This is a genomic window from Thioclava sp. L04-15 (genome assembly GCF_002020275.1).
Classification (GTDB): domain Bacteria; phylum Pseudomonadota; class Alphaproteobacteria; order Rhodobacterales; family Rhodobacteraceae; genus Thioclava; species Thioclava marina.
Genome location: NZ_MPZW01000002.1, coordinates 382,702 through 403,881, shown reverse-complemented (window position 1 = coordinate 403,881; position 21,180 = coordinate 382,702). Strand labels below are relative to the sequence as shown.

Sequence of the window (21,180 nt, the reverse complement as noted above, 5' to 3'; positions counted from 1 at the left end):
TATGAAAAGGCCCCGCTGAAAAAAACGGGGCCTTTGCGATGCATGGCTGGGCTGTATTCCGCTCAGATGTCGCGGGATCAGACGCCGACCTGATTGTGCTTGCGCGAAATGAAGGCCTTCGCGGTCTCCACCGCCACGGCGGCATCGCGGCAATAGGCATCGGCGCCGATCGCCTTGCCGAATTCCTCATTCAGCGGGGCCCCGCCCACCAGAACGATGTAATCGTCGCGGATGCCCTGTTCCTTCATCGTGTCGATCACGACCTTCATGTAGGGCATCGTGGTGGTCAGCAGCGCCGACATGCCGATGATATCCGCGCCTTCGGCCTTGGCCGTGTCGAGATAGTTCTCGACCGGATTGTTGATCCCCAGATCGACGATCTCGAAACCCGCGCCTTCCATCATCATCGCGACAAGGTTCTTGCCGATATCGTGGATATCGCCCTTCACCGTGCCGATCACCATCTTGCCCATGCGCGGCGCGCCGGTCTCCACCAGGAGCGGCTTGAGGATGGCCATGCCGCCCTTCATCGCGTTCGCGGCCAGCAGGACTTCGGGCACGAACAGAATGCCGTCGCGGAAATCGTTGCCCACGATCGTCATCCCGGCGACCAGCGCCTTGGTCAGGATGTCATAGGGGGTCCAGCCGCGATCGAGCAGGATCCGGGTGGCCTCCTCGATCTCTTCCTTGAGACCGTCATAGAGGTCATCCATCATCTGCGCGGTGAGCTCGTCATCGTCGAGTTCGGAGAGGATGATATCGTCGTCGTCTTCGGCCATGTGTGCGTTCTCCTGCGAGCCGGTGTTACCTTTGTGGTGGGGCCGGGGCCCCGTCAAGTCTTGGCGAATTGCGACATACGCGGTGTTTTGTCCGACCTCAGGCGGGTTCGGCGGGACTCCACTTGGCAAATGTTCTCATTTCGTTCTAGATTTCGGGCATGAGTCTGCCCTTCGATCTTCACCCCGCGAACCCGTCCGAGCGCCTGCGTGCGCGCGGCGCTGCCTCGCGCCCGGCGGGCCGGTTCGAACCCTATGCCCGCGCGCCCGAGCATGACGGCTGGGACATCGCGGAAGAGGAACGCCTGATCCGCACCGAGGTCTCGGTGGAACGCCCGCGCTCGGTGATCACCCGCAACCAGTCGCCCGATGTGCCCTTCGAGCGCTCGCTCAACCCCTATCGCGGCTGCGAGCATGGCTGCATCTACTGTTTCGCGCGCCCCAGCCACGGCTATCTCGGTCTTTCGGCGGGTCTGGACTTCGAGACCCGGCTGATCGCGAAGCCCGAGGCGCCGCAGGTGCTGGAGGACGAGCTGCGCAAGAAAAGCTACCGCCCGCAGGTGCTGGCAATCGGTACGAGTACCGATCCCTACCAGCCGATCGAACGCAAGATGGAGATCATGCGCCGCGTGCTCGAGGTGCTCTGGACCTATCGCCACCCGGTCTCGATCGTCACCCGCGGCTCGACGATCCTGCGCGATCTCGACATTCTCGCACCGATGGCTGAGGCAGGGCTCGCGCAGGTGGGGGTCTCGGTCACGACTCTCGATGCGAAACTGGCCCGCCAGATGGAGCCGCGCGCGCCCAGCCCGCCGACCCGTATCCGCATGATCCGCGAACTCTCGCGCGCCGGCATCCCCGTGCGCGTGATGGCCGCGCCGATGATCCCCGGCCTCACCGATCACGAGCTGGAGGCGATCCTGACCGAGGCGCGCAGGGCCGGGGCGAAGGCCGCCGCGATGATGCCGGTGCGCCTGCCGCATGAGGTGGCGCCGCTCTTCGCCGACTGGATGGAGCGTCACCACCCCGGCAAGGCTGAAAAAGTTCTGGGCCGGATTCGCGACATGCGCGGCGGACGGCTCAACGATCCGCGCTTCGGCGCGCGGATGAAGGGGGAAGGCGAGATGGCCGAACTGTTGCAGCAACGCTTCCGGCTCAGCTGCAAAAGGCTCGGCTTCGTGCGCCACCTGCCCGAACTGGACGTGACGCAGTTCCACGTCCCGCCCCGGCCGGGCGATCAGCTCGAACTGTTCTGATCTCGTCTGCAGCGCGCGCATATTCCATCCGCCGGGAAATCCCGACCCTCTCTTCCTCTTGGTTCAAATATCCCGGGGGGAGGCCGTCAGGCCGGGGGGCAGCGCCCCCAATCTGACCCCGACCGCTCTCAGCCGCGCCGACGCCCGCGCCGCTCGCGCTTGGCTCCGCCTTCGCCCAGCCCATCATCTTCGGACGAGAACCCGCCCAGCTTGGCCGAAATCTCCTCGAGCGTCGGGCGCGGGCCGCGCGGGCGGGTCTCCAGCGCTTCGCGCATCGCCACGAGATGCTCTGCCATCGTGCCGCAGCACCCGCCGATGATCGTGGCGCCGCAATCGCGCGCCATCACCGCATATTCGGCCATCAGTTCGGGCGTGCCGTTATAGCAGATGTGGCCGTCGACATATTTCGGGATGCCCGCATTGCCCTTGGCGATGATCGGGCGCTCGGTGCCGGTCGCGGCAAAGCCAAGCACGGTGCGCAGCAGGTCCGAGGCGCCCACGCCGCAATTCGCGCCGAAGGCCAGCGGCGGGTAGGCCAGCTTGTCGACCATGTTGACCATCGCCTGCGAAGTCACGCCCATCATCGTGCGGCCCGCCGTGTCGAAGCTCATCGTGCCGCACCAGGGCATGCCCGCAAGCTGGCAGGCTTCGGCCGCGGCCTTGTATTCCTCGGGCGCCGAGATCGTCTCGACCCAGAGCACATCCGCGCCGCCTTCTTTCAGCCCCTCGGCCTGTTCATGGAACATCTCGACCGCGAGCTCATGGGTCAGCGTGCCCATCGGCGCGAAGATCTCGCCCGTGGGGCCCATCGAGCCCGCCACGACCACGGTGCGGCCCGCCTTGTCGGCGACCTCGCGGCCGATCTCGGCGGCCAGCCGGTTCAGCTCGCGCACCCGGTGTTGCGAATTGTGCAGCTTCAGGCGCGAGGCGTTGCCGCCGAAGCTGTTGGTCAGGAACAGGTCCGAGCCCGCATCGACCGAAAGCGAGTAGAGCTTGGCGATCTTTGCCGGTTCGTCGGCGTTCCACAGCTCCGGCGCATCGCCCGAGCTCAGACCCATGTTGAACAGGTTCGTGCCCGTCGCGCCATCGGTCATCAACCAGTCGCGGGTCTCAAGAAGGCGGCTCAGCGCGTCAGTCATCGGGGCCTCGTCAAAATACAAATGGGCCGCGTCGGGCGCGGCGGTTGGGTCTTCTCCTGCCATGATGGGGCGGAATTGGCAAATTCCTTTCCTTCATGAAGGTCTTGAGCGGCATTTGAGGAAGCGGGTTGAAGGTGGTCCGTAAAGAAGCCCGTAAAGAAAAAGGCCGGGTGCTCGCGCACCCGGCCTTTTGGAATTGGGGCAGGCGGAGATTACTCTGCCTCTTCGACCACCTGGCGGCGCGCCTCGGCCATGCATTCGGCCATTTTCGCCCGGATCGTGGCCTCGTCGGCCTTCTCGCCCAGATCGGCCGAGAGCTTGCGGAAGACGTCTTCGTGCCCGGCTTCCTCGAAATCCGATTTCACGACGCTGACGACATAGGCCTCTGCCTCGGCGCCGGTCTTGCCCAGCAGCCCCGCGGCCCATTGGCCCAGCATCTTGTTGCAGCGCGCATCGGCCTTGAACTGAAGTTCGGCATCATGGGCGAACTTGTTTTCATAGGCGTTTTCGCGATCGTCGAAGGTGGTCATCGCCTGCTTCCTCCCGGTAAAGTATCCGTTACCTTGGATATGCACGCCCCTGCCGCCGCCCGCAAGGGCAAAGGGGCCCGAAAATCTCATTTCCGGGCGCTTTGACGTGGGTGTGTTTCATTGTGAAAGCCCTTGCGCTTTGCCTTGCGGCAAGGGCGGGCTTGGCCTATAGGGCGATCAACACCCTTTCGCGGAAGGCGCGCGGGGGCGAAGCGCTATCTGCGGCGCGCAGCCTCTGACCCGACCTTTCCGCGCCTAGCGAGAACGGAGACGCGATGGCACCCCGGCGCAAGAAGATCTACGAAGGCAAGGCGAAGATCCTGTATGAAGGCCCCGAGCCCGGAACGCTCGTGCAGTATTTCAAGGACGACGCGACCGCCTTCAACGCGCAGAAGAAAGCGACGATCGAAGGCAAGGGTGTCCTGAACAACCGCCTGTCCGAGTATTTCATGACGGGCCTCGCGAATATCGGCGTGCCGAACCACTTCATCAAGCGGCTCAACATGCGCGAGCAGCTGATCCGCCAGGTCGAGATCGTGCCGCTCGAGGTGATCGTACGCAATTTCGCGGCGGGCTCCATCGCGAAGCGTCTGGGTCTCGAGGAGGGTACGCCGCTGCCGCGCCCGATCGTCGAATACAGCTACAAGAACGACGAGCTCGGCGATCCGCTCGTGCCCGAGGAATACATCATCGCCTTCGGCTGGGCCAACCAGCAGGATCTCGATGATATCGTGGCGCTGGCACTGCGGGTGAACGACTTCCTCACCGGCGTCTTCTACGGCGTGGGCATCAAGCTGATCGACTTCAAGATCGAGATCGGCCGGATCTGGGATGGCGATTTCATGCGCCTGATCGTGGCCGACGAGATCAGCCCCGACAGCTGCCGCCTGTGGGACATCAAGACGGGCCAGAAGCTCGACAAGGACGTGTTCCGCCGCGATCTCGGCTCGCTGACCGATGCCTATACCGAAGTGGCCAAGCGTCTGGGCGTGCTGCCCACGAACACGCAGCCGATCAAACCGACGCTGATCAACTGAAAGGAGCCTCCCGGATGAAAGCCCGCGTTCATGTGATGCTGAAAGATGGGGTGCTCGACCCGCAAGGTGAGGCCGTGCGCCACGCGCTTGGCCATATGGGCTTCGGCGGTGTCGAGGCCGTGCGCCAGGGCAAGGTGATCGAGCTCGATCTGGCCGCGACCGACAAGGCTGCGGCCGAGGCCGAGGTCAAGGATATGTGCGAGAAGCTGCTCGCCAATACCGTGATCGAGAAATACACGATCGAGATCGCCTGATCGCGCCGCGCCGGGGGATCCTCCCCCGGACCCCCTGGGATATTTGCGCCAATTCGAGGGCGCGAAACTTTTGGCTAGGAGTTTGCGCCCATGAAAGCCGCCGTCATCACCTTCCCCGGTTCGAATTGCGACCGTGATCTGAGCGTGGCCTTCGCGCAGGCCGGGGCAGAGGTCGTCAAGGTCTGGCACAAGGAGACCGAGATCCCCGCCGGTGTCGATATCATCGGCGTGCCGGGCGGTTTCTCCTACGGCGATTACCTGCGCTGCGGCGCAATCGCCTCGCGCTCGCCGATCGGCCGCGCGGTGGCCGATTTCGCGGGGCGCGGCGGCTATGTGCTGGGGATCTGCAACGGGTTTCAGGTGCTGACCGAGATGAAGCTTCTGCCGGGGGCCCTGATGCGCAATGCGGGGCTGAAATTCGTCTCCAAGCCCCTGTCGCTGCGTGTCGCGACCACCGACAGCGCCTTTACCTCCGGCTACGAGGCGGGGCAGGAGATCGTGATCCCGGTCGCCCATCACGACGGCAATTACCAGATCGACGCCGAAGGGCTGGCGCGGCTTCAAGGCGAGGATCGCGTGGCTTTCCGCTATGTCGAGAACCCCAACGGCTCGGTCGACGATATCGCGGGCGTGCTGTCGGAAAACCGCCGTGTGCTGGGCATGATGCCGCATCCCGAACGTGTGATCGAGGATGCGCAAGGCGGCGCCGACGGGGCGGCGCTTTTCCGCGCGTTGACTTCGGTGCTCGAGAGCGCCTAACCGCCCGTGCTTGTTGCAGCTTTGCCTCTGGCTTAGACTTCGCGCATGACGCAAGCGATGCCAGACCCGCTGATCCTGCAGGAACCGCTGCCCGAGGGCGACAGCGGTTTCGGCCCGATCGGCCGCACGCGGCGTTCGCGCTGGATGCTGCGCATCGCGGTCGTGGTGATCCTCGTGCTCGCGGGGGCGGTGATGTGGGTGACCAATCAATGGCTTACCCAGCGTTTCACGGAAACCACGCGGGTGCGCACCGAGCTGCGTCTGGCGCTTTACACCGGCAACATCATGTCCGAACTGCAGCGGACTTCCGTCGTGCCGCTCCTGCTGGCGCGCGATCCGCAGCTGACCCAGGCGCTCGATACGACGGATTATTCCACCGCCTCGGCGCAGCTGATCACGGCGCGCAAGGAGGTTGCGGTGGCCTCGATCCGGCTTCTGGACATGCAGGGTCGCGTCGTCGCCTCGACCAATCGCACCCAGATCGGGATGAATTTCTCCAACACGCCCTTTTTCGTCGATGCGACGCGATCGCGGGGGACGATCTTCTCGGTCAATACGAACGAGGCGGGCGGCACGGAATTCGACTATTCGCGCGCGGTGATCCAGGACAATCGTCCCGTCGGTGTGATCGTGGTCGAGGCGGATCTGTCGAAATTCGAGCGGGCCTGGGCGGGGATCTCGGATGCGCTGGCGGTGGTCGACAGCGAAGGAAAGATCATCCTGACGACCGAGCCGCGCTGGCGCGGCGTCACCATGGCCGAGGCGCTTGCGGCGCGCTCGGCGCCCTCGGCGATCCAGCGCGCGCTTCAGGCGACGGCCGATTGGGCGAACGAGGCGCCCGACGCTTACCTGCGCGGTCAGGCGGTGATGCGCACCGAGGCGCGCATCCCCTTCCGTGGCTGGAAGATGATCGCCTTTACCAGCTACGATTCCGTGCGCGAGCGGGTGAATGCGGTGCTGGCCTTGCAGATCATGGGCTTCGCGATCCTGCTGGCCTTCGTCTTCTATGGCCTCTCGCGGCGCGCGCGTCGGCAAAGCCAGGCGCTGCGTGCCGAATCGGCAGAGTTGCGCGCGCTCAACGCCCGGCTGAGCCGCGAGATCGCGGAACGCGAGAAGGCGCAGAAGGATCTCGCCGTGGCCGAACAGACGCTGGCGCAGTCGTCGAAACTGGCGGCCCTGGGCGAGATGTCGGCGGCGGTAAGCCACGAGCTCAACCAGCCGCTGGCCGCGATGAAGACCTATCTGGCGGGCGCGAAGCTGCTGTTGCAGCGCGCCCGCGTCGAGGAGGCGCTGTCGTCTTTCCAGCGTATCGACGATCTGATCGGGCGGATGGGGGCGATCACGCGCCAGCTCAAATCCTATGCCCGCAAGGGCGGCGAGGCCTTCGAGCCCGTCGATCTGCGCTCGGCGCTCTCCGAGGCGCTCTCGATGATGGAGCCGCAGCTCAAGACCCGCAAGGTCCACATCATCCGAACGATGCCGCGCGCCGCCGTGATGGTGATGGCCGACCGGATCCGGCTCGAGCAGGTTATCATCAACCTGTTGCGAAACGCGCTCGACGCCACCAAATCGGTGGAAGAGCCGCAGGTCGAGATCCTGCTCACCAGCGGCGAGACGGCGGTGCTGAGCGTGCGCGACAACGGCCCCGGGATCACCGATCTCGACAAGCTGTTCGAGCCGTTCTGGACAACAAAAAAACCGGGAGAGGGAACCGGGTTGGGTCTCGCGATTTCCTCTTCCATCATTAGTGACTTCGGCGGTCGTCTGACCGCCCATAATTCCGAGAGCGGGGGTGCGGTCTTCGAGGTCCAGCTGCCGCTGCTATCGGACAAGAACAGGTCCATCAGGGCCGCGGAGTAAGACATGGCAAGAACGTTGAAAGTGGCGATCGTCGATGACGAGGAAGATATGCGGCAGTCGGTCAGCCAGTGGCTGGCGCTGTCGGGATTCGACACCGCGACCTTCGCAAGCGCGGAAGAGGCGCTCAAGGAGATCGGACCGGACTGGCCGGGGGTGGTGATCTCGGATATCCGCATGCCGGGCATGGACGGGATGGCCTTTCTCAAGCGCCTGATGGGGATCGACAGCGGTCTTCCGGTGATCATGATCACCGGCCATGGCGATGTGCCGATGGCGGTCGAGGCGATGCGGCTCGGCGCGATGGATTTCATGGAGAAGCCGTTCTCGCCGGATCGGATGACGGAACTGGCCAAGCGCGCGACGCAGATGCGCCGCACGACGCTCGACAATCGGGCGCTGCGCCGCGATCTCGCCGAGGGCGAGAAGGTGATGGGCAAGCTGATCGGCACCTCCGAGCCGATGGAGCGTCTGCGCGAGGACATTCTCGATCTCTCCCAGGCCGATGGGCACGTGCTGATCGACGGCGAGACCGGCACCGGCAAGACGCTGGTCGCCCATGCGCTGCATGCGACCGGCCCGCGTGCGGGCAAGAAGTTCGTCGTGGTGAGCTGTGCGGCGCTGACGGAAGAAGCGCTGGCCGCCAAGCTTTTCGGCCCGGTCGAAGAGGGCGGTCTGCCGCTCGTCGAGGAAGCGCGCGGGGGCACGCTGTGTCTCGAGGACGTCGAGGCGCTCAGCCAATCGCTTCAGGCGCGTCTTCTGCAATTCATCAACGATCAGGGCGCGCCCGCCGAAACCCGGATCGTCGCCATCTGCAACACCCATGGCGAGGGCAAGACGGTCGAGGACGCGCTGCGGCCCGACCTCTATTATCGCCTGGCCGCCCTCAAGATCACCCTGCCGCCGCTGCGCGCGCGCGGCGAGGATATCCTGACCCTCTTCAACCGCATGTCCGAGCAATTCGCCGATGAATACGGCTGTGACGTGCCCGAAGTGACTGCGCAGGAGGCCGCGCAGCTGTTGCAGGCGCCTTGGCCGGGCAATGTCCGCCAGCTCATCAACGTGGCCGAACGCGCCGTTCTGCAATCGCGCCGCGGCTCGGGCTCGATCGCGTCGCTCCTGATGGCGGATGACGAAGAGGCGGGACCGGCCGCGATCACCACCGAGGGCAAGCCGCTCAAGGAATATGTCGAGAGCTTCGAAAAGATGCTGATCGACAATACGATGCGCCGCCACAAAGGGTCTATCTCGGCGGTGATGGAAGAGCTTTGCCTGCCGCGCCGGACGCTCAACGAGAAGATGGCGAAATACGGGCTCGCGCGCGCGGATTATCTGTGACGGAAAGCGCTTCGCCCCCCGTCTCCGGGGGGCGATAATTGGCGATCGGGAAGGGGGCTCTGCCCGTCGCCGATGGCGACAAATCATGCGCGAGAAAGGGGGCGCTGCCCCCGTCTCCTGCGGAGACTCCCCCGAGATATTTGGGTCAAGAAGAAGGGGCGGGGGGATTTATCTCGCCGCGCTTTGACGCTAGAGCTTTGCGGAACAGACGCGCGAGGTGAGCCATGGCCGACGACCTGATCAATTCCTTCATGAACGTGCCCGACGAGAACGGGCGGTTCGGCATTTTCGGCGGGCGGTTCGTCTCCGAGACGCTGATGCCGCTGATCCTCGCATTGGAAGAGGAATACGAGAAGGCCAAGACCGACCCGGAGTTCTGGGCCGAGATGGACCATCTGTGGAAATATTACGTGGGCCGTCCGTCGCCCTTGTATTTCGCCCCCCGGATCACCGAGGAGCTGGGCGGCGCGAAGATCTATCTCAAGCGCGATGAGCTCAACCACACCGGCGCGCACAAGATCAACAACGTGCTGGGGCAGATCCTGCTGGCAAAGCGCATGGGCAAGACCCGGATCATCGCCGAGACCGGTGCGGGTCAGCATGGTGTGGCGACGGCCACGGTCTGCGCGCGCTTCGGGTTGAAATGCGTGGTTTATATGGGCGCGACGGATGTCGAGCGTCAGGCGCCCAACGTCTTCCGCATGCGCCTTCTGGGCGCCGAGGTGGTGCCGGTGAAATCGGGCCGGGGCACGCTTAAGGACGCGATGAACGATGCGCTGCGCGACTGGGTGACCAATGTGCGCGACACGTTCTACTGCATCGGCACGGTGGCGGGCCCGCATCCCTATCCGGCGATGGTGCGCGATTTCCAGTCGGTCATCGGCAAGGAAGTCCGCTGGCAACTGGAAGAACAGGAAGGCGAGGGCCGTCTGCCCGACACGCTGATCGCGGCGATCGGCGGGGGCTCGAACGCGATGGGCCTGTTCCACCCATTCCTCGATGATCCTTCGGTGCGCATCATCGGCGTCGAGGCTGGCGGCCATGGCGTCGACGAGAAGATGGAGCATTGCGCCTCGCTCACCGGCGGGCGCCCGGGCGTGCTGCATGGCAACCGGACCTACCTGTTGCAGGACGAGGACGGGCAGATCCTCGAAGGGCACTCGATCTCGGCCGGGCTCGACTATCCGGGCATCGGGCCCGAGCATAGCTGGCTGCACGACACGGGCCGCGCGGAATATGTGAACATCACCGACAAGGAAGCGCTGGAGGCGTTCCAGTTCTCCTGCCGGCTTGAGGGGATCATCCCGGCGCTCGAGCCCTCGCACGCGCTGGCGCATGTGATGAAGATCGCGCCTGATCTGCCCAAAGACCATATCATCGTGATGAACATGTGCGGTCGTGGCGACAAGGACGTGTTCACCGTAGCGCGTCACTTGGGCTTCGAAATGGAGGGCTGAGTCGGCATAAACCTAGGTTTATGGGCTTTCGACTTAGGTTTGAAACCCGCTGTCTAACCTTCGGACCGATGGACCGGTGGGGGGAGGGGCCTGATCTTGGCCTCACCTTGCCGTGATCGCGGCAGCCCATATTCGGAGGAATGACGATGATGACCATGAAAACCCCGCTCGCCGCGCTGGCCATTCTGGCCGCTGGTGCGCATTTCGCCCTGGCCGAGGTGTCGACCGACGGGATTGCCGCCAATCTGCAGCAGAACGGTTTCACCAATATCGAGATTGAGGTCGGCCCGACCGAGGTCAAGGCCGAGGGCTACAACCCGAACGGCACGAAGATCGAGGTGATCTATGATCGCGCGACGGGCCAGATCCGCAGCCAGGAAACCTATCGGGCGCGGGCCGGTGCGGACATGACCCAAGGCGTGAGCGTCCAGACCCGCTCCGAGGATTTCTCCGACGATGACGGGGAGGATCACGATTCGATGGATGACGATCACAGCTCGGACCGCGAGGACGATCACTCGGGTTCGGACCACGAGACGAGCGATCATGACTCGGGCGATCACGATTCCGGTGATCACGACTCCGGCGATCATGACTCGGGTGATCACGACTCGGGCGGCAGCGACGACGATTGATGGTTGAGTGGCTTGCCCGGTGCATCATGCACCGGGCATAGTCACGCTTGAGGAAGATCTGGAGAGCGTGGGAATGAAGAGGCGAAGCTTCGTGGTCGCGGGTCTCGTGGCGCTGGTCGCCGGGACGGGGCGGGCCGTCGCGGAAACCGCCACCGAGGCGGTGGTCCGGCAATTGCGTGCCTATGGCTATCGCGAGATCGAGGTCGAGCGATCCTTCCTCGGCCGGATCCGGATCACTGCGGAGCGTAAGGATATCGAGCGCGAGATCGTCCTTGATCCGCGCACCGGCGAGATCCTGCGCGATCTGTCACGCAAGGGGCGTGCGCCGATCCTCGGTAACGACCGTTTGCGCTCCGAGGGGGGTGGAAGCTCGCCGGGGACAGCCTCGGACAGCGGCGACTCCGATGACCGGAGCGAATCGGACTCGGAGAGCGACAGCGGCGGCTCGGAGGGATCTGACGATGGCGGCTCCGACAGTGATTCCGACAGTGGTTCGGATAGCGGGTCCGACGATGGCGGCGGGGATGACGGTGGCGGCGATGATGACGATTGAGCCGGCGACAGGTAAAGGCCGATGAAGTCTCGTTACCGCCGAACGGCGGTCGTGGGCGCCATTCTGCTGCTTCAAGCGGTCTGCGCGCTGTTTTTCGTTTCCGATATTCTTCTTTCTGTTTTTGGCCTCTATCCCGCGCCGATCAGCTGGCAAAGTCGAGAGATCCTCGAGATCGGTGCGGCGCTAGGCCTTGTCCTCGGGCTCGGGCTGGGGGCCTTCGCGCTTGCCAGTGCGTTGCGCGACGGGGCCCGGACCCGCGATCGGCTGCGGCTTGCGACCTCGGCCTTCGAGGACCTGCTCGAGCAGCGTTTCGCCGATTGGGGGCTGACGGCAGCAGAGCGCGAGGTGGCGCTTTTCGCGATCAAGGGGCTGTCGATCTCCGAGATCGCGGCGCTGCGCGAAACCTCGGAAGGCACGGTGAAGGCGCAAAGCGCCGCGATCTATCGCAAGGCCGGGGTGAACGGTCGCGGCGCGCTTCTGAGCCTCTTTGTCGAGGACATGATGGATCAGCGGGCGGAGGGGCAGGTGCCCGAGCCGCCACAGATCACGCAGGCTCTCAAACGCTCGGCTGGCGGCTGATCCGGCGCTGGCCTAGAGCGGATCGAAGGCCTTGCGTGCATCCTCGCGGGCGAATTCGATCAGGGCGCGCAGTTTGCGCGGCAGTTTCGGCCCGTCGAGATAGACGGCGTGAAGCGCGGTGTCATGGAGGATTTCGGGCGGGAATATCGACACCAGTCGTCCCGCCGCGATCTCGGGGGCCATCACGAAATCGGGCCCATAGGCGATCCCGTGCCCCGCCAGCGCCAGCTCGCAGGTGGCGCGCGCACTGTTGACCATGATCTGCGCAGGCACCGGCACGTCGAGCACACTGCCGCCATTGCGGAAGCGCCAGCGCCGGGTGGGGCCGTGATTTGTGTCATGGATGCAGCGGTGCCGCGCGAGATCCTCGGGGCGTTCGGGGCGCTCGCGATGGGCGAGATAATCAGGCGAAGCCACGACCCGCATCCCGATATCGCAGAGTTTACGCGCGCGAAGGCTGTGATCGCTCAGCGTGCCGATACGAAAAGCGAGGTCGATCCCTTCGGCGGCCAGATCGGTCTGCGCATCCGAAAGCTGCAGGTCGATCGTCAGATCCAGATGCGGGGTGGCGAAGCGGGCGAGCATCTCGGCGACATAGACCTCGCCGAACGTGACCGGGGCCGAGATCCGCAGGCTTCCGGAAAACCCGCGTGATTGTTCGGAGACATCGCTGAGCAGATCGTCGAGCCCGTCGAGCAGCGCAGGGGCCTCTGCCAGCATTCGCTCGCCTGCGGGGGTCAGGCCGACGCGCCGGGTCGTGCGCTGCAAGAGCCGCGTGCCGAGCCGCTCCTCAAGCTCGGCCACGTATTTCGAGGTAAGCCGGTTCGAGATCCCCAGCCGCTCGGCGGCCGCGGTGAAGGAGCCGGTCTGGGCGGTGGCGACAAAGGCGCGGAGCTGATCGGTGATATCCATTACATTGGGAACATAATGTGGAAAGTCATTCCATACCATAACCATTTCATTGGAAGAGAGGATGGATCATCTTCCGCCTATGCAAAGGCTGCAAGGCACCGGACAGGGGTTCGGAGAGGCGGCGGCCACGGGAGATCAAAATGACCGATACCAAACTTGCGCCTTATGGCATTTTCGTTCTGCGCCTCGTGACGGGCGCTCTGTTCCTGACGCACGGGCTGACCAAACTGCTGGTCTTCACCCCTGCGGGCACGATGGGTTTCTTCCAGTCGCTCGGCCTTCCGGGCTGGCTCGGGGTGGTGACGATGATCGCCGAGATCTTGGGCGGCCTTGCCCTGATCGCGGGGATCTACGCGCGGATCGTCTCGTTCGGGCTTGCCTTCATCCTGCTCGGCGCGGCCTTCACCGCGCATTGGGCCAATGGGTTCAGCTTTGCCAACCAAGGCGGCGGCTGGGAATACCCGATGATGTGGGCTGCGGTGCAATTCGCGCTCGCGCTGCTCGGGGACGGGGCCTATGCGCTCCGCCCGACGCGGAAATAAGAGGAGGCCAAGATGGCAACCAGTGATGCAATCGTTCAGATCGGGCATGTGACCCTCGTGGTCCATGACATCGATCGGGTCGGCGCCTTCTACGAGGATGTGATCGGGTTGGAGCGGATCTCTCGCGATGCCTCCGAGGCGCGCTACGGGGTCGGGGGCGAGGTGCTCGTGCAACTCCAGGCCGACAAGACCGCCCGCAAATCGGGCCGCGAAGAGGCAGGGCTTTTTCACACCGCCTTCCTTCTGCCCGAACGCGCAGATCTGGGCGCCTGGCTCAACCACGCGGCCGAGAAAGGTTGGCGGCTGGAAGGGGCCTCGGATCACCTCGTGAGCGAGGCGCTCTACCTGTCGGACCCCGAAGGCAACGGGATCGAGATTTACCGCGACCGGGGTCGCGAGGACTGGCCGCGCAAGGGCGATCAGATCCTGATGGCGACCGAGCGGCTCGATCTGCGCGACGTGATGGCCGAGGCCCGCGCGCCGTGGCGTGGGGCGCCGAGCGGCACCGTCATCGGGCATGTGCACCTTCAGGTGGGCGCGCTCGATCCGGCCGAGCCCTTTTATCGCGATACGCTTGGCTCCAATGTGATGGCGCGCTATCCGGGGGCGAATTTCCACGGCTGGAGCGGCTATCACCACCACCTCGCGACGAACGTCTGGAACAGCCGCGGCGCGAAGGAACGCCACCAACCCGCGACGGGTCTGGCCGAGGTGGGGCTACGTGCAGAGCCCGAGGCGCTCGCGCAATTCTCCGAGCGCTTCGGTGACAGCGTGACGGACCCCTGGGGCACGCGTTTCACGGTGGCGGCGAAGTGAACCTGCGTTAAGCACTCTGACCGGATCAGAAACGAAAGCGCCGGCCCGCTGGCACGGGCCGGCGCTTTTGCTATGTCAGCGTGGCTTCAGAGAATGTGGTTCACATGTCCCATCTTGCGGCCCGGTTTCACCTCGGCCTTGCCGTAGAGATGGATCTGGTAGCGCGCGAGTTTCGCAAGCGCGGGCACCCGGTCCATGTCGTCGCCGATCAGGTTCTCCATCTCGACATCGGCATAGCGCGAACCATCGCCCAGCGGCCAGCCGGTTACGGCGCGGATATGCTGCTCGAACTGGTCGACCGCGCAGCCCGCCTGCGTCCAGTGGCCCGAATTGTGCACGCGCGGAGCGATCTCGTTCACGATCAGGGTGTCGCGCGTGACGAACAGCTCCACCCCCATCACGCCGATATAATCGAGCTTGTTGAGGATCTTGGCCGCGAGCAGCACCGCGTCGGTGCGCTGCGCATCGGTGATCGCGGCAGGCACGGTGGTCGTGCGCAGGATGCCGTCCTCGTGCTTGTTCTGGCCCGGATCGAAGCAGGAAATCGCGCCGTCTTCTGCACGCGCGCCAATCACCGAGACCTCCTTGAAGAAGGTCACGAAGCCTTCGAGGATCGCGGGCGCGCCTTTCATATCCGCGAGCGCCGCTTCGGCCTCTTCGGGAGCGTTGATCACCACCTGACCCTTGCCGTCATAGCCGAAGCGGCGGGTCTTGAGGATCGCGGGGCAGCCGATCTCGGCGATCGCCTCTTTCAGGTCGGTCAGATCATCCACCGCGGCGAAAGGTGCGGTCGGCAGGCCCAGATCGTTGAGGAAGGCCTTCTCGACCAGACGATCCTGGCTGACTGCGAGCGCGCGGCGGTTCGGACGGATGGGTTTGAGGCTTTCGAGAAGATCGAGCGCCGAGGTCGGCACGTTCTCGAACTCATAGGTGATCACGTCCACGGCTTCGGCAAAGGCGCGCAGCGCGGCCTCGTCCTCATAGGGGGCTGTGGTCACCGCATGAGCCACGTCGCCCGCGGGCGGGTTCGCGCCGGGCTCGAAGATATGGGTCTTGTAGCCAAGGCGCGAGGCCGCGACCGAGAGCATTCGGCCAAGCTGACCGCCGCCAAGGATGCCGATGATCGCACCGGCGGGCAGGGGATTAGTCATCTTGCGGTTCCTCCGGGATCGAGGCCGAAAGCGCCTCGCGCCAGTCATCGAGCCGCGCGGCAAGTTCGGGATCATCGAGCGCGAGGATGCCTGCCGCCATCAGGCCGGCATTGGCAGCACCCGCCGCGCCGATCGCCATCGTCGCGACCGGGAAACCCTTCGGCATCTGCACGATCGAATAGAGGCTGTCGACACCCGAGAGCGCGCGGGTCTGGACCGGCACGCCGATCACCGGCACGCGGGTCTTCGAGGCCATCATGCCGGGCAGGTGAGCCGCGCCGCCTGCACCCGCGATGATCACATGCAGGCCCCGATCGACGGCGGTCTTTCCATAGTCCCAGAGGCGGTCGGGCGTGCGATGCGCCGAGACGATCTTCGCCTCATAGGCCACACCGAGTTCGTCGAGAACAGTCGCCGCTTCTTTCATCGTGGGCCAGTCCGACTGGCTGCCCATGATGATTCCCACTTTCACGCCCATGAAATCCCCTCTCGCAGATGGAGCGCGCACTATAGAAATCTGTGCCGTCGCGGCAAGGCCTTGCGGCGGGCTCAGGCGATGATGTCGGGGGTGAGCTGGTCCTCGATCCGTGCGATCTGGTCCTTGAGCGCCAATTTCTGCTTTTTCAGGCGCACCAAGCGCAGTTGATCGGAATGGACGGTTTCGGTGAGGGCGTGGATCGCTTCGTCGAGATCGCGATGTTCGCGTTTGAGTACCTCGAGTTTCACACGCAGCACTTCTTCGTGGTTCATCTCGATATGGGCATTCATGTCCGGCATCCGGTCCTGTCACGAAAACAACGATCTCCCGACTCGACTGAAACGACCGGGCGAGACCTGCAATATAGCAGTTTGCGAAACACTTAGGAGAAAAATCCGCGCCTTGGTTACAGTTCCGCCTCTTGCGGCGCGCGGGCACCCCGCCCATATTTGTTTCAGGCGGATTGCCGGTTGCCGGGGTCCGTTTTCGCAACGTCGCTTGAACAAGGGCTTGCCTGATGACGAAACTGAGCTTTGGCGCACATCCCTACCTTCTGGGCTTCGATCAGCTTGAGCGGCTGGTGGAGCGCACCGCGAAAGGGTCGGACGCCTATCCCCCCTACAATATCGAACAGCGCGGCGAGGATGCCTTCCGCATCACCTTGGCCGTCGCGGGCTTTCGCGAGGAGGACCTGTCGATCACGCTCGAAGATCGGGCGCTGGTGATCCGGGGACGCCAATCCGACGACGAGGAAGAGAGGATCTTCCTGCATCGCGGCATCGCGGCGCGCGCCTTCCAGCGCAGCTTCGTTCTGGCCGATGGCGTCGAGGTGGCGGGGGCCACGACCGAGAACGGGCTCTTGCATGTCGATCTCAAGCGGGCCCACCCCGAGACGATTGTGCAAACCATCCCGATCGCCCGGAAATGAGGCCTCGGCAGGAACGGCAGGAAAGGAGACGCGCATGAACACGAAATTCGATTTTGGCGACAAGGGTGAGCAGCCCATCGTCTATGTCCGCGAAGTGGCGGTGCAGGATCTGCCCAAGGAATTGCAGGCGGAGCTGGCTGGCGTGGATCATCTCTATGCGGTCCATGACAGCGATGGCGAGCGCCTCGCACTGGTCAAGGATCGCAAGCTGGCCTTCGTGCTGGCCCGCCAGAACGATCTGGCGCCGGTCTCGGTGCACTGAGACTGAAACCGAAAGAACACCCGAAAGGCGCCGGGGCTCAGGCCTGCGGCGCCTTTTTCGTCTCCAGATGCGAGATCGCGAAGGAGGCGCCGACACAGGCGGTAAACAAGTAGAGCCCCCAGCCGGTCTCGAGCCGGCCCACGCCCACGCCTTTCGCGACAACGATATAGATCGCGATCAGGAAGACATCGGCCATGGCGAGCTTGCCCAGCAGGTTCAGTGCCGGTTTGAGCTTGGGCGAGGCAAGGTCGAACTGGATCAGCGCGATGCCGATCACCTTGAGATACGGGGCGAAGAGGGCAAGGAAGCTGACGACGACGGCGAGGAAGATATCCTTTTGCCACAGCGTCTGGAGCCCGCTGAGCACCGAGATCGTGTCGAGCCCGAAGAACGGCAGCAGCCCCGCGCGCAGAAGCGGCGCGGCCCAGGCGATGGGAAACAGGATCAGCAGCGCCAGATTGGCGAATTTCAGCATGGGCCCTCTCGCGAGACGGTCTTCACCTTTGGTCTAGCCGCAAGGGGGCGCGAAGTCACGCGCTCTCAGCGCAGCGTCTCGATCGGGCCCTCGGCGCGTCCGTGGATGAATTGTTGGACGTAAGCATCTGGCGTTGCGTCCATTTCAGAGATCGGGCCTTCCCAGCGGATCTTGCCCGCATGCAGCATCGCGACCCGGTCGGCGATCGCGCGCACCGAGGACATGTCATGGGTGATCGTCATCGCGGTCGCGCCCATCTCGGTTACGATCTCGCGGATCAGCTCATTGATGACGCCCGCCATGATCGGGTCGAGCCCGGTCGTGGGTTCGTCGAAGAAGATGATCTCGGGCTCGGCGGCGATGGCGCGCGCAAGGCCTACGCGCTTCTGCATCCCGCCCGAGAGCTCTGCCGGGAAGAGATCGGCCACATCCGGTGACAGGCCCACGCGGCGCAGCTTCTCGATGGCGATCTCGCGTGCCTCGGGTTTCGGGCGCTTGAGCGAGCCGCGCAGCAGGCGGAAGGCCACGTTTTCCCAGACCGAGAGGCTGTCGAACAACGCGCCTCCCTGAAACAGCATCCCGAAGCGCGCGAGAAAGGCGTCGCGGTCGCCGACCCGCACATCCGCGCCGTCCAGCGTGATCGTGCCGCCATCAGGCTCGATCAGCCCGAGGATGCATTTCAGCAGCACCGATTTTCCGGTGCCCGAACCGCCGATGATCACGGTCGATTGCCCGGTCGGCACCACGAGGTCCACGCCGCGCAGCACATGTTTGGAGCCGAAGCTCTTGGTGAGGGCTTCAAGCGTGATCATGCCGAGAAGAAGGCCTCCGTCAGAACGTAGTTCGCGGCAAGGATCGCAACGGAGGCCGCGACCACGGCGGATTTCGTTGCTCGGCCCACGCCCTGCGCGCCCCGGCCCGAATTCATCCCGTGATAGCAGCCCATCGTGGCCACGATGAAGCCGAAGGCCGCGCCCTTCACGAGGCCCGAACCCACGTCCCAGAATTCCAGGAAATCCCAGGTGTTCTTGAGATAGGTGGCCGAGTTGAAGCCAAGCCGTGTCGTGCCGACCATCCAGCCGCCCATGATCCCGATGATGTCGCCAATGCCCACGAGGATCGGCACGCAAAGCGTGGCCGCCACGACGCGCGGGACGGTAAGGTATTTCATCGGGTTGGTGGAGAGCGTGGTCAGCGCGTCGATCTGTTCGGTCACTTTCATCGTGCCGATCTCGGCTGCGATGCTGGAGGCGACGCGCGCCGCCACCATCAAGCCGCCCAGAACCGGGCCAAGCTCGCGCACCATGCCGATCGCGGTGATCGAGGGCACGACCTGTTCGGCCGAAAAGCGCGCGCCGCCCGCATAGATTTGCAGCGCCAGTGCCGCGCCGGTGAAAAGCGCGGTCATCCCGACTACCGGCAGTGACAGCCAGCCGATATTGAGACAGGCCAGCCAGAATTCACGCGCGTAGAAAGGCGGACGGATCAGGTGGCTCAGCGTCTGGCCGACGAAGAAGGTCAGCCGACCCGTGGCGGCGAAAAGCGCCAGCGTCGCCCGCCCGAGCGCCGCAAGGGGAGAGGTGAGCGCTTGCACGCTCACCCGGTCTGCTCCGAATAGACCCGGTTGTAGCGCGGCCCGAGCGCCGTCAGCAGCTCATAGCCGATCGTGCCCGCGGCATCGGCCAGCGCATCGACGCCCTGATAGGGACCGATCAGGTCGAGCGTATCGGGGACCTCGTCGAGATCGGTCACATCCACGGTCAGCAGATCCATCGAGACGCGGCCGCGCAGCGGGCAGGGGATATCGCCCGCATAAAGATCGGTGATGTTCGACAGCACCCGGTGAATTCCGTCCGCGTAACCGGCGGCGAGGGTGGCGATCGTGGTGATCCGCTCGGCCTGCCAGGTATTGCCGTAGCCCACCGTTTCGCCGGGCTGGACCACGCGGGTCTGGATCACCGGGAGCGACAGGGTCGCCACGCCTAGCGCCGCCTCGAAGGGGCGTCCGCCATAGAGACCGATGCCTGGACGGGTGAGGTCGAAATGATAATCGGGGCCAAGCAGGATGCCGCCGGTGGCCGAAAGGGAGCGTTTTACGGCCATCCCGTCCGTCATCCGCCTGAACTCCGCCAGCTGCTGGCCGTTCATCTCATGCTCGGGCTCGTCGGCACAGGCGAGGTGGCTCATCACCAGCGCGATGCCACGTTCGAGCAGGGACGGCGCGGCCGCGTCCCAATCCTCGGCCTCGAACCCGAGACGGTTCATCCCGGTGTCGAGCTGCACGCCGAACGGGGCTTCGGGGAGGGCCTCGAGGTGACGGGCCATCTGCTCGGGCGAGTTCAGCATCGGGATCAGGCGTCCCGCGCGGATCGCCTCGGCATCGCCGGCCATATGGCCGCCCAGCACGAAGATCTGCGCATCCTCGCCCAGATGCGGACGCAGCTTCGCGCCTTCCTCGGCGAGCGCCACGAAGAACGCGCGCGCGCCGGCCCGATAGAGCGCGGGTGCGACCGTCGCAGCCCCCAGCCCGTAGCTGTCGGCCTTCACGACCGCCGCCGTGCGCGTTGCCTCACCAGAGCGCGCATCGAGAGCGCGCCAATTCGCGACCACGGCGTCGAGGTCGATTTTCAGAGATGCCTGTGCCATGGCTTCTTTTTCTGCGCAGGCGCGCCAAGGTCAAGTGCAATCCGCCTTGCGCTCAGGGAAAGGCCGTGCCGGTGTCGAGCCGGGCGAGGATCGCCGGGTCGCCCCCCTGATGCGCCGCCCAGATCAGCACAGCGCAGGCCGCCTGCGCATAAAGCCCGTTATCGCGCCCGGCCAGTGGCGCCCATTCGAAAGGCGAGACGGGCAGGGGCTGATCGGGCAGGGCCTTGCACCGTTCGATACCGGCGCCGGGGTTGAGATAGCGCGGATCATCCGAGACCAGCACCGAGAGCCCCTCGTCGAACCAGGCGGGCATCTTGCCGCGGATCTGTCCCAGCATGCCAAGCCGGGCATGGGTCTCGGTATGGGCCAGCTCATGGGCGAGGATCGTCCCGGTCAGCCCGCGCGGGGCCACGCGCACCACGGCCCAAGGGCCCAGCGAATAGGTCACTGCGGCGGCCCCGCGCCCGCCCAGCCGCCGGTCGCACTCTTCCGTGGAGCAGGCCAGAACGCGGCTGTGGGCCGCGCGCTCGGGATAGAAACGCGCGACTTGCGCACGGGCGGCGTCGATCGTCTCGACCAGTGCGCGGCGATCGTCACGCGGCATGGCGCGGTCGACGAAGATGGCGGGTGCGGCCCGGTCCAGCCCGAAACAACGCGGGCAGATCCCCGCAGAAAGCACCGGGTAAAACCACAACAGCGCCAGCAGGCCCAAGGTCCCGCCCGCTGCCAAGGCCAGAAAAGAGACACGGATCACTCGCCACATGGCCCCTAAGATGGGCCAGTCGCGCGATTTGACCAAG

The 21,180-nt window shown here is 64.8% G+C and carries 26 protein-coding genes; 14 read left to right on the top strand and 12 right to left on the bottom strand.

Annotated features, from left to right (window positions below; translation table 11 throughout):
* Positions 1-77: 77 nt before the first annotated feature.
* Positions 78-779, bottom strand: coding sequence for a B12-binding domain-containing protein (locus tag BMI90_RS08080; protein WP_078527970.1), 702 nt, complete (start codon positions 777-779; stop codon positions 78-80).
* Between the two features lie 158 nt (positions 780-937).
* Here BMI90_RS08080 and BMI90_RS08075 point away from each other — a divergent pair, with 158 nt between their 5' ends.
* A complete protein-coding gene (locus BMI90_RS08075; protein ID WP_078527968.1) occupies positions 938-2,032 on the top strand; it encodes a PA0069 family radical SAM protein in 1,095 nt (364 codons plus the stop codon).
* Positions 2,033-2,160: 128 nt separating this feature from the next.
* On the opposite strand, the gene bmt is transcribed toward BMI90_RS08075, so the two are convergent.
* Together bmt and BMI90_RS08065 are read right to left on the bottom strand one after the other, a co-directional pair.
* Positions 2,161-3,171 (bottom strand): betaine--homocysteine S-methyltransferase, encoded by a 1,011-nt coding sequence (bmt, locus tag BMI90_RS08070; protein ID WP_078528156.1) that lies wholly within the window; start codon positions 3,169-3,171, stop codon positions 2,161-2,163.
* A 212-nt stretch (positions 3,172-3,383) separates the two neighbouring features.
* The gene (locus BMI90_RS08065; protein WP_078527966.1) at positions 3,384-3,701 is read right to left on the bottom strand and encodes a DUF1476 domain-containing protein; all 318 of its coding nucleotides are present in this window, start codon (positions 3,699-3,701) and stop codon (positions 3,384-3,386) included.
* Between the two features lie 275 nt (positions 3,702-3,976).
* Between BMI90_RS08065 and purC the strand changes: the two genes are divergently transcribed.
* The 9 genes from purC (at position 3,977) to BMI90_RS08020 (ending at position 12,170) form a co-directional block, all read left to right on the top strand.
* Positions 3,977-4,738, top strand: a complete 762-nt coding sequence (purC, locus tag BMI90_RS08060) for a phosphoribosylaminoimidazolesuccinocarboxamide synthase (RefSeq protein WP_078527964.1) — start codon at positions 3,977-3,979, stop codon at positions 4,736-4,738.
* A 14-nt stretch (positions 4,739-4,752) separates the two neighbouring features.
* A complete protein-coding gene (purS, locus tag BMI90_RS08055) occupies positions 4,753-4,992 on the top strand; it encodes a phosphoribosylformylglycinamidine synthase subunit PurS (RefSeq protein WP_038073125.1) in 240 nt (79 codons plus the stop codon).
* 90 nt (positions 4,993-5,082) lie between these two features.
* Positions 5,083-5,751, top strand: a complete 669-nt coding sequence (purQ, locus tag BMI90_RS08050) for a phosphoribosylformylglycinamidine synthase subunit PurQ (protein ID WP_078527962.1) — start codon at positions 5,083-5,085, stop codon at positions 5,749-5,751.
* A gap of 144 nt (positions 5,752-5,895) precedes the next feature.
* Positions 5,896-7,611, top strand: coding sequence for an ATP-binding protein (locus BMI90_RS08045; protein ID WP_245794992.1), 1,716 nt, complete (start codon positions 5,896-5,898; stop codon positions 7,609-7,611).
* A 3-nt stretch (positions 7,612-7,614) separates the two neighbouring features.
* Positions 7,615-8,946, top strand: a complete 1,332-nt coding sequence (locus tag BMI90_RS08040) for a sigma-54 dependent transcriptional regulator (protein ID WP_078527958.1) — start codon at positions 7,615-7,617, stop codon at positions 8,944-8,946.
* 224 nt (positions 8,947-9,170) lie between these two features.
* Positions 9,171-10,403 (top strand): tryptophan synthase subunit beta, encoded by a 1,233-nt coding sequence (gene trpB, locus BMI90_RS08035; RefSeq protein ID WP_078527956.1) that lies wholly within the window; start codon positions 9,171-9,173, stop codon positions 10,401-10,403.
* A gap of 149 nt (positions 10,404-10,552) precedes the next feature.
* Positions 10,553-11,038: a hypothetical protein gene (locus BMI90_RS08030; RefSeq protein ID WP_146642532.1), complete on the top strand. Its 486-nt coding sequence runs from the start codon at positions 10,553-10,555 to the stop codon at positions 11,036-11,038.
* Positions 11,039-11,111: 73 nt separating this feature from the next.
* Entirely contained in the window at positions 11,112-11,591 is a 480-nt protein-coding gene (locus tag BMI90_RS08025) for a hypothetical protein (protein WP_078527952.1), read from the top strand.
* A 21-nt stretch (positions 11,592-11,612) separates the two neighbouring features.
* Positions 11,613-12,170, top strand: coding sequence for a helix-turn-helix transcriptional regulator (locus BMI90_RS08020; protein WP_078527950.1), 558 nt, complete (start codon positions 11,613-11,615; stop codon positions 12,168-12,170).
* 12 nt (positions 12,171-12,182) lie between these two features.
* Here BMI90_RS08020 and BMI90_RS08015 read toward each other — a convergent pair whose 3' ends face one another.
* Positions 12,183-13,082, bottom strand: a complete 900-nt coding sequence (locus BMI90_RS08015; protein WP_078527948.1) for a LysR family transcriptional regulator — start codon at positions 13,080-13,082, stop codon at positions 12,183-12,185.
* 140 nt (positions 13,083-13,222) lie between these two features.
* Here BMI90_RS08015 and BMI90_RS08010 point away from each other — a divergent pair, with 140 nt between their 5' ends.
* Both BMI90_RS08010 and BMI90_RS08005 read left to right on the top strand, forming a co-directional pair.
* Entirely contained in the window at positions 13,223-13,624 is a 402-nt protein-coding gene (locus BMI90_RS08010) for a DoxX family protein (RefSeq protein ID WP_078527946.1), read from the top strand.
* Positions 13,625-13,636: 12 nt separating this feature from the next.
* Positions 13,637-14,440: a VOC family protein gene (locus BMI90_RS08005; RefSeq protein ID WP_078527944.1), complete on the top strand. Its 804-nt coding sequence runs from the start codon at positions 13,637-13,639 to the stop codon at positions 14,438-14,440.
* An 86-nt stretch (positions 14,441-14,526) separates the two neighbouring features.
* Here BMI90_RS08005 and BMI90_RS08000 read toward each other — a convergent pair whose 3' ends face one another.
* From BMI90_RS08000 to BMI90_RS07990, 3 genes are all read right to left on the bottom strand, one after another.
* Positions 14,527-15,591 (bottom strand): 5-(carboxyamino)imidazole ribonucleotide synthase, encoded by a 1,065-nt coding sequence (locus BMI90_RS08000; protein ID WP_078527942.1) that lies wholly within the window; start codon positions 15,589-15,591, stop codon positions 14,527-14,529.
* On the bottom strand, positions 15,584-16,069 hold the full coding sequence (gene purE / locus BMI90_RS07995; RefSeq protein ID WP_078527940.1) for a 5-(carboxyamino)imidazole ribonucleotide mutase: 486 nt from the start codon (positions 16,067-16,069) through the stop codon (positions 15,584-15,586). Before purE ends, BMI90_RS08000 begins: the two co-directional genes overlap by 8 nt.
* 71 nt (positions 16,070-16,140) lie before the next feature.
* A complete protein-coding gene (locus tag BMI90_RS07990; RefSeq protein WP_078528153.1) occupies positions 16,141-16,359 on the bottom strand; it encodes a DUF465 domain-containing protein in 219 nt (72 codons plus the stop codon).
* 227 nt (positions 16,360-16,586) lie between these two features.
* Here BMI90_RS07990 and BMI90_RS07985 point away from each other — a divergent pair, with 227 nt between their 5' ends.
* On the top strand, positions 16,587-16,997 hold the full coding sequence (locus BMI90_RS07985) for an Hsp20 family protein (RefSeq protein WP_078527938.1): 411 nt from the start codon (positions 16,587-16,589) through the stop codon (positions 16,995-16,997).
* A gap of 34 nt (positions 16,998-17,031) precedes the next feature.
* Positions 17,032-17,259 (top strand): DUF1150 family protein, encoded by a 228-nt coding sequence (locus BMI90_RS07980; RefSeq protein ID WP_078527936.1) that lies wholly within the window; start codon positions 17,032-17,034, stop codon positions 17,257-17,259.
* Between the two features lie 37 nt (positions 17,260-17,296).
* Here the strand turns inward: BMI90_RS07980 and BMI90_RS07975 are convergent, their stop codons facing one another.
* The 5 genes from BMI90_RS07975 to BMI90_RS07955 all read right to left on the bottom strand — a co-directional run bounded on the left by BMI90_RS07975 (position 17,297) and on the right by BMI90_RS07955 (position 21,143).
* Positions 17,297-17,734, bottom strand: a complete 438-nt coding sequence (locus BMI90_RS07975; RefSeq protein WP_078527934.1) for a paraquat-inducible protein A — start codon at positions 17,732-17,734, stop codon at positions 17,297-17,299.
* A 65-nt stretch (positions 17,735-17,799) separates the two neighbouring features.
* Positions 17,800-18,546 carry an ATP-binding cassette domain-containing protein gene (locus BMI90_RS07970; protein WP_078527931.1) on the bottom strand — a complete coding sequence of 249 codons (747 nt, stop codon included), beginning with the start codon at positions 18,544-18,546 and terminating at the stop codon, positions 17,800-17,802.
* Positions 18,543-19,328 (bottom strand): ABC transporter permease, encoded by a 786-nt coding sequence (locus BMI90_RS07965; protein WP_078528150.1) that lies wholly within the window; start codon positions 19,326-19,328, stop codon positions 18,543-18,545. Before BMI90_RS07965 ends, BMI90_RS07970 begins: the two co-directional genes overlap by 4 nt.
* Positions 19,329-19,330: 2 nt before the next feature.
* The gene (alr, locus tag BMI90_RS07960) at positions 19,331-20,380 is read right to left on the bottom strand and encodes an alanine racemase (RefSeq protein ID WP_078527929.1); all 1,050 of its coding nucleotides are present in this window, start codon (positions 20,378-20,380) and stop codon (positions 19,331-19,333) included.
* 52 nt (positions 20,381-20,432) lie between these two features.
* Positions 20,433-21,143: a hypothetical protein gene (locus BMI90_RS07955; RefSeq protein ID WP_078527927.1), complete on the bottom strand. Its 711-nt coding sequence runs from the start codon at positions 21,141-21,143 to the stop codon at positions 20,433-20,435.
* Between the last annotated feature and the right edge of the window lie 37 nt (positions 21,144-21,180).

Excerpts from the sequence above, each read along its gene's own strand:
- BMI90_RS08080 (WP_078527970.1), bottom strand. The coding sequence starts at position 779 with ATGGCCGAAGACGACGACGATATCATCCTCTCCGAACTCGACGATGAC.
- BMI90_RS08075 (WP_078527968.1), top strand. The coding sequence starts at position 938 with ATGAGTCTGCCCTTCGATCTTCACCCCGCGAACCCGTCCGAGCGCCTG.
- bmt (WP_078528156.1), bottom strand. The coding sequence starts at position 3,171 with ATGACTGACGCGCTGAGCCGCCTTCTTGAGACCCGCGACTGGTTGATG.
- BMI90_RS08065 (WP_078527966.1), bottom strand. The coding sequence starts at position 3,701 with ATGACCACCTTCGACGATCGCGAAAACGCCTATGAAAACAAGTTCGCC.
- purC (WP_078527964.1), top strand. The coding sequence starts at position 3,977 with ATGGCACCCCGGCGCAAGAAGATCTACGAAGGCAAGGCGAAGATCCTG.
- purS (WP_038073125.1), top strand. The coding sequence starts at position 4,753 with ATGAAAGCCCGCGTTCATGTGATGCTGAAAGATGGGGTGCTCGACCCG.
- purQ (WP_078527962.1), top strand. The coding sequence starts at position 5,083 with ATGAAAGCCGCCGTCATCACCTTCCCCGGTTCGAATTGCGACCGTGAT.
- BMI90_RS08045 (WP_245794992.1), top strand. The coding sequence starts at position 5,896 with ATGCTGCGCATCGCGGTCGTGGTGATCCTCGTGCTCGCGGGGGCGGTG.
- BMI90_RS08040 (WP_078527958.1), top strand. The coding sequence starts at position 7,615 with ATGGCAAGAACGTTGAAAGTGGCGATCGTCGATGACGAGGAAGATATG.
- trpB (WP_078527956.1), top strand. The coding sequence starts at position 9,171 with ATGGCCGACGACCTGATCAATTCCTTCATGAACGTGCCCGACGAGAAC.
- BMI90_RS08030 (WP_146642532.1), top strand. The coding sequence starts at position 10,553 with ATGACCATGAAAACCCCGCTCGCCGCGCTGGCCATTCTGGCCGCTGGT.
- BMI90_RS08025 (WP_078527952.1), top strand. The coding sequence starts at position 11,112 with ATGAAGAGGCGAAGCTTCGTGGTCGCGGGTCTCGTGGCGCTGGTCGCC.
- BMI90_RS08020 (WP_078527950.1), top strand. The coding sequence starts at position 11,613 with ATGAAGTCTCGTTACCGCCGAACGGCGGTCGTGGGCGCCATTCTGCTG.
- BMI90_RS08015 (WP_078527948.1), bottom strand. The coding sequence starts at position 13,082 with ATGGATATCACCGATCAGCTCCGCGCCTTTGTCGCCACCGCCCAGACC.
- BMI90_RS08010 (WP_078527946.1), top strand. The coding sequence starts at position 13,223 with ATGACCGATACCAAACTTGCGCCTTATGGCATTTTCGTTCTGCGCCTC.
- BMI90_RS08005 (WP_078527944.1), top strand. The coding sequence starts at position 13,637 with ATGGCAACCAGTGATGCAATCGTTCAGATCGGGCATGTGACCCTCGTG.
- BMI90_RS08000 (WP_078527942.1), bottom strand. The coding sequence starts at position 15,591 with ATGACTAATCCCCTGCCCGCCGGTGCGATCATCGGCATCCTTGGCGGC.
- purE (WP_078527940.1), bottom strand. The coding sequence starts at position 16,069 with ATGGGCGTGAAAGTGGGAATCATCATGGGCAGCCAGTCGGACTGGCCC.
- BMI90_RS07990 (WP_078528153.1), bottom strand. The coding sequence starts at position 16,359 with ATGAATGCCCATATCGAGATGAACCACGAAGAAGTGCTGCGTGTGAAA.
- BMI90_RS07985 (WP_078527938.1), top strand. The coding sequence starts at position 16,587 with ATGACGAAACTGAGCTTTGGCGCACATCCCTACCTTCTGGGCTTCGAT.
- BMI90_RS07980 (WP_078527936.1), top strand. The coding sequence starts at position 17,032 with ATGAACACGAAATTCGATTTTGGCGACAAGGGTGAGCAGCCCATCGTC.
- BMI90_RS07975 (WP_078527934.1), bottom strand. The coding sequence starts at position 17,734 with ATGCTGAAATTCGCCAATCTGGCGCTGCTGATCCTGTTTCCCATCGCC.
- BMI90_RS07970 (WP_078527931.1), bottom strand. The coding sequence starts at position 18,546 with ATGATCACGCTTGAAGCCCTCACCAAGAGCTTCGGCTCCAAACATGTG.
- alr (WP_078527929.1), bottom strand. The coding sequence starts at position 20,380 with ATGGCACAGGCATCTCTGAAAATCGACCTCGACGCCGTGGTCGCGAAT.
- BMI90_RS07955 (WP_078527927.1), bottom strand. The coding sequence starts at position 21,143 with ATGTGGCGAGTGATCCGTGTCTCTTTTCTGGCCTTGGCAGCGGGCGGG.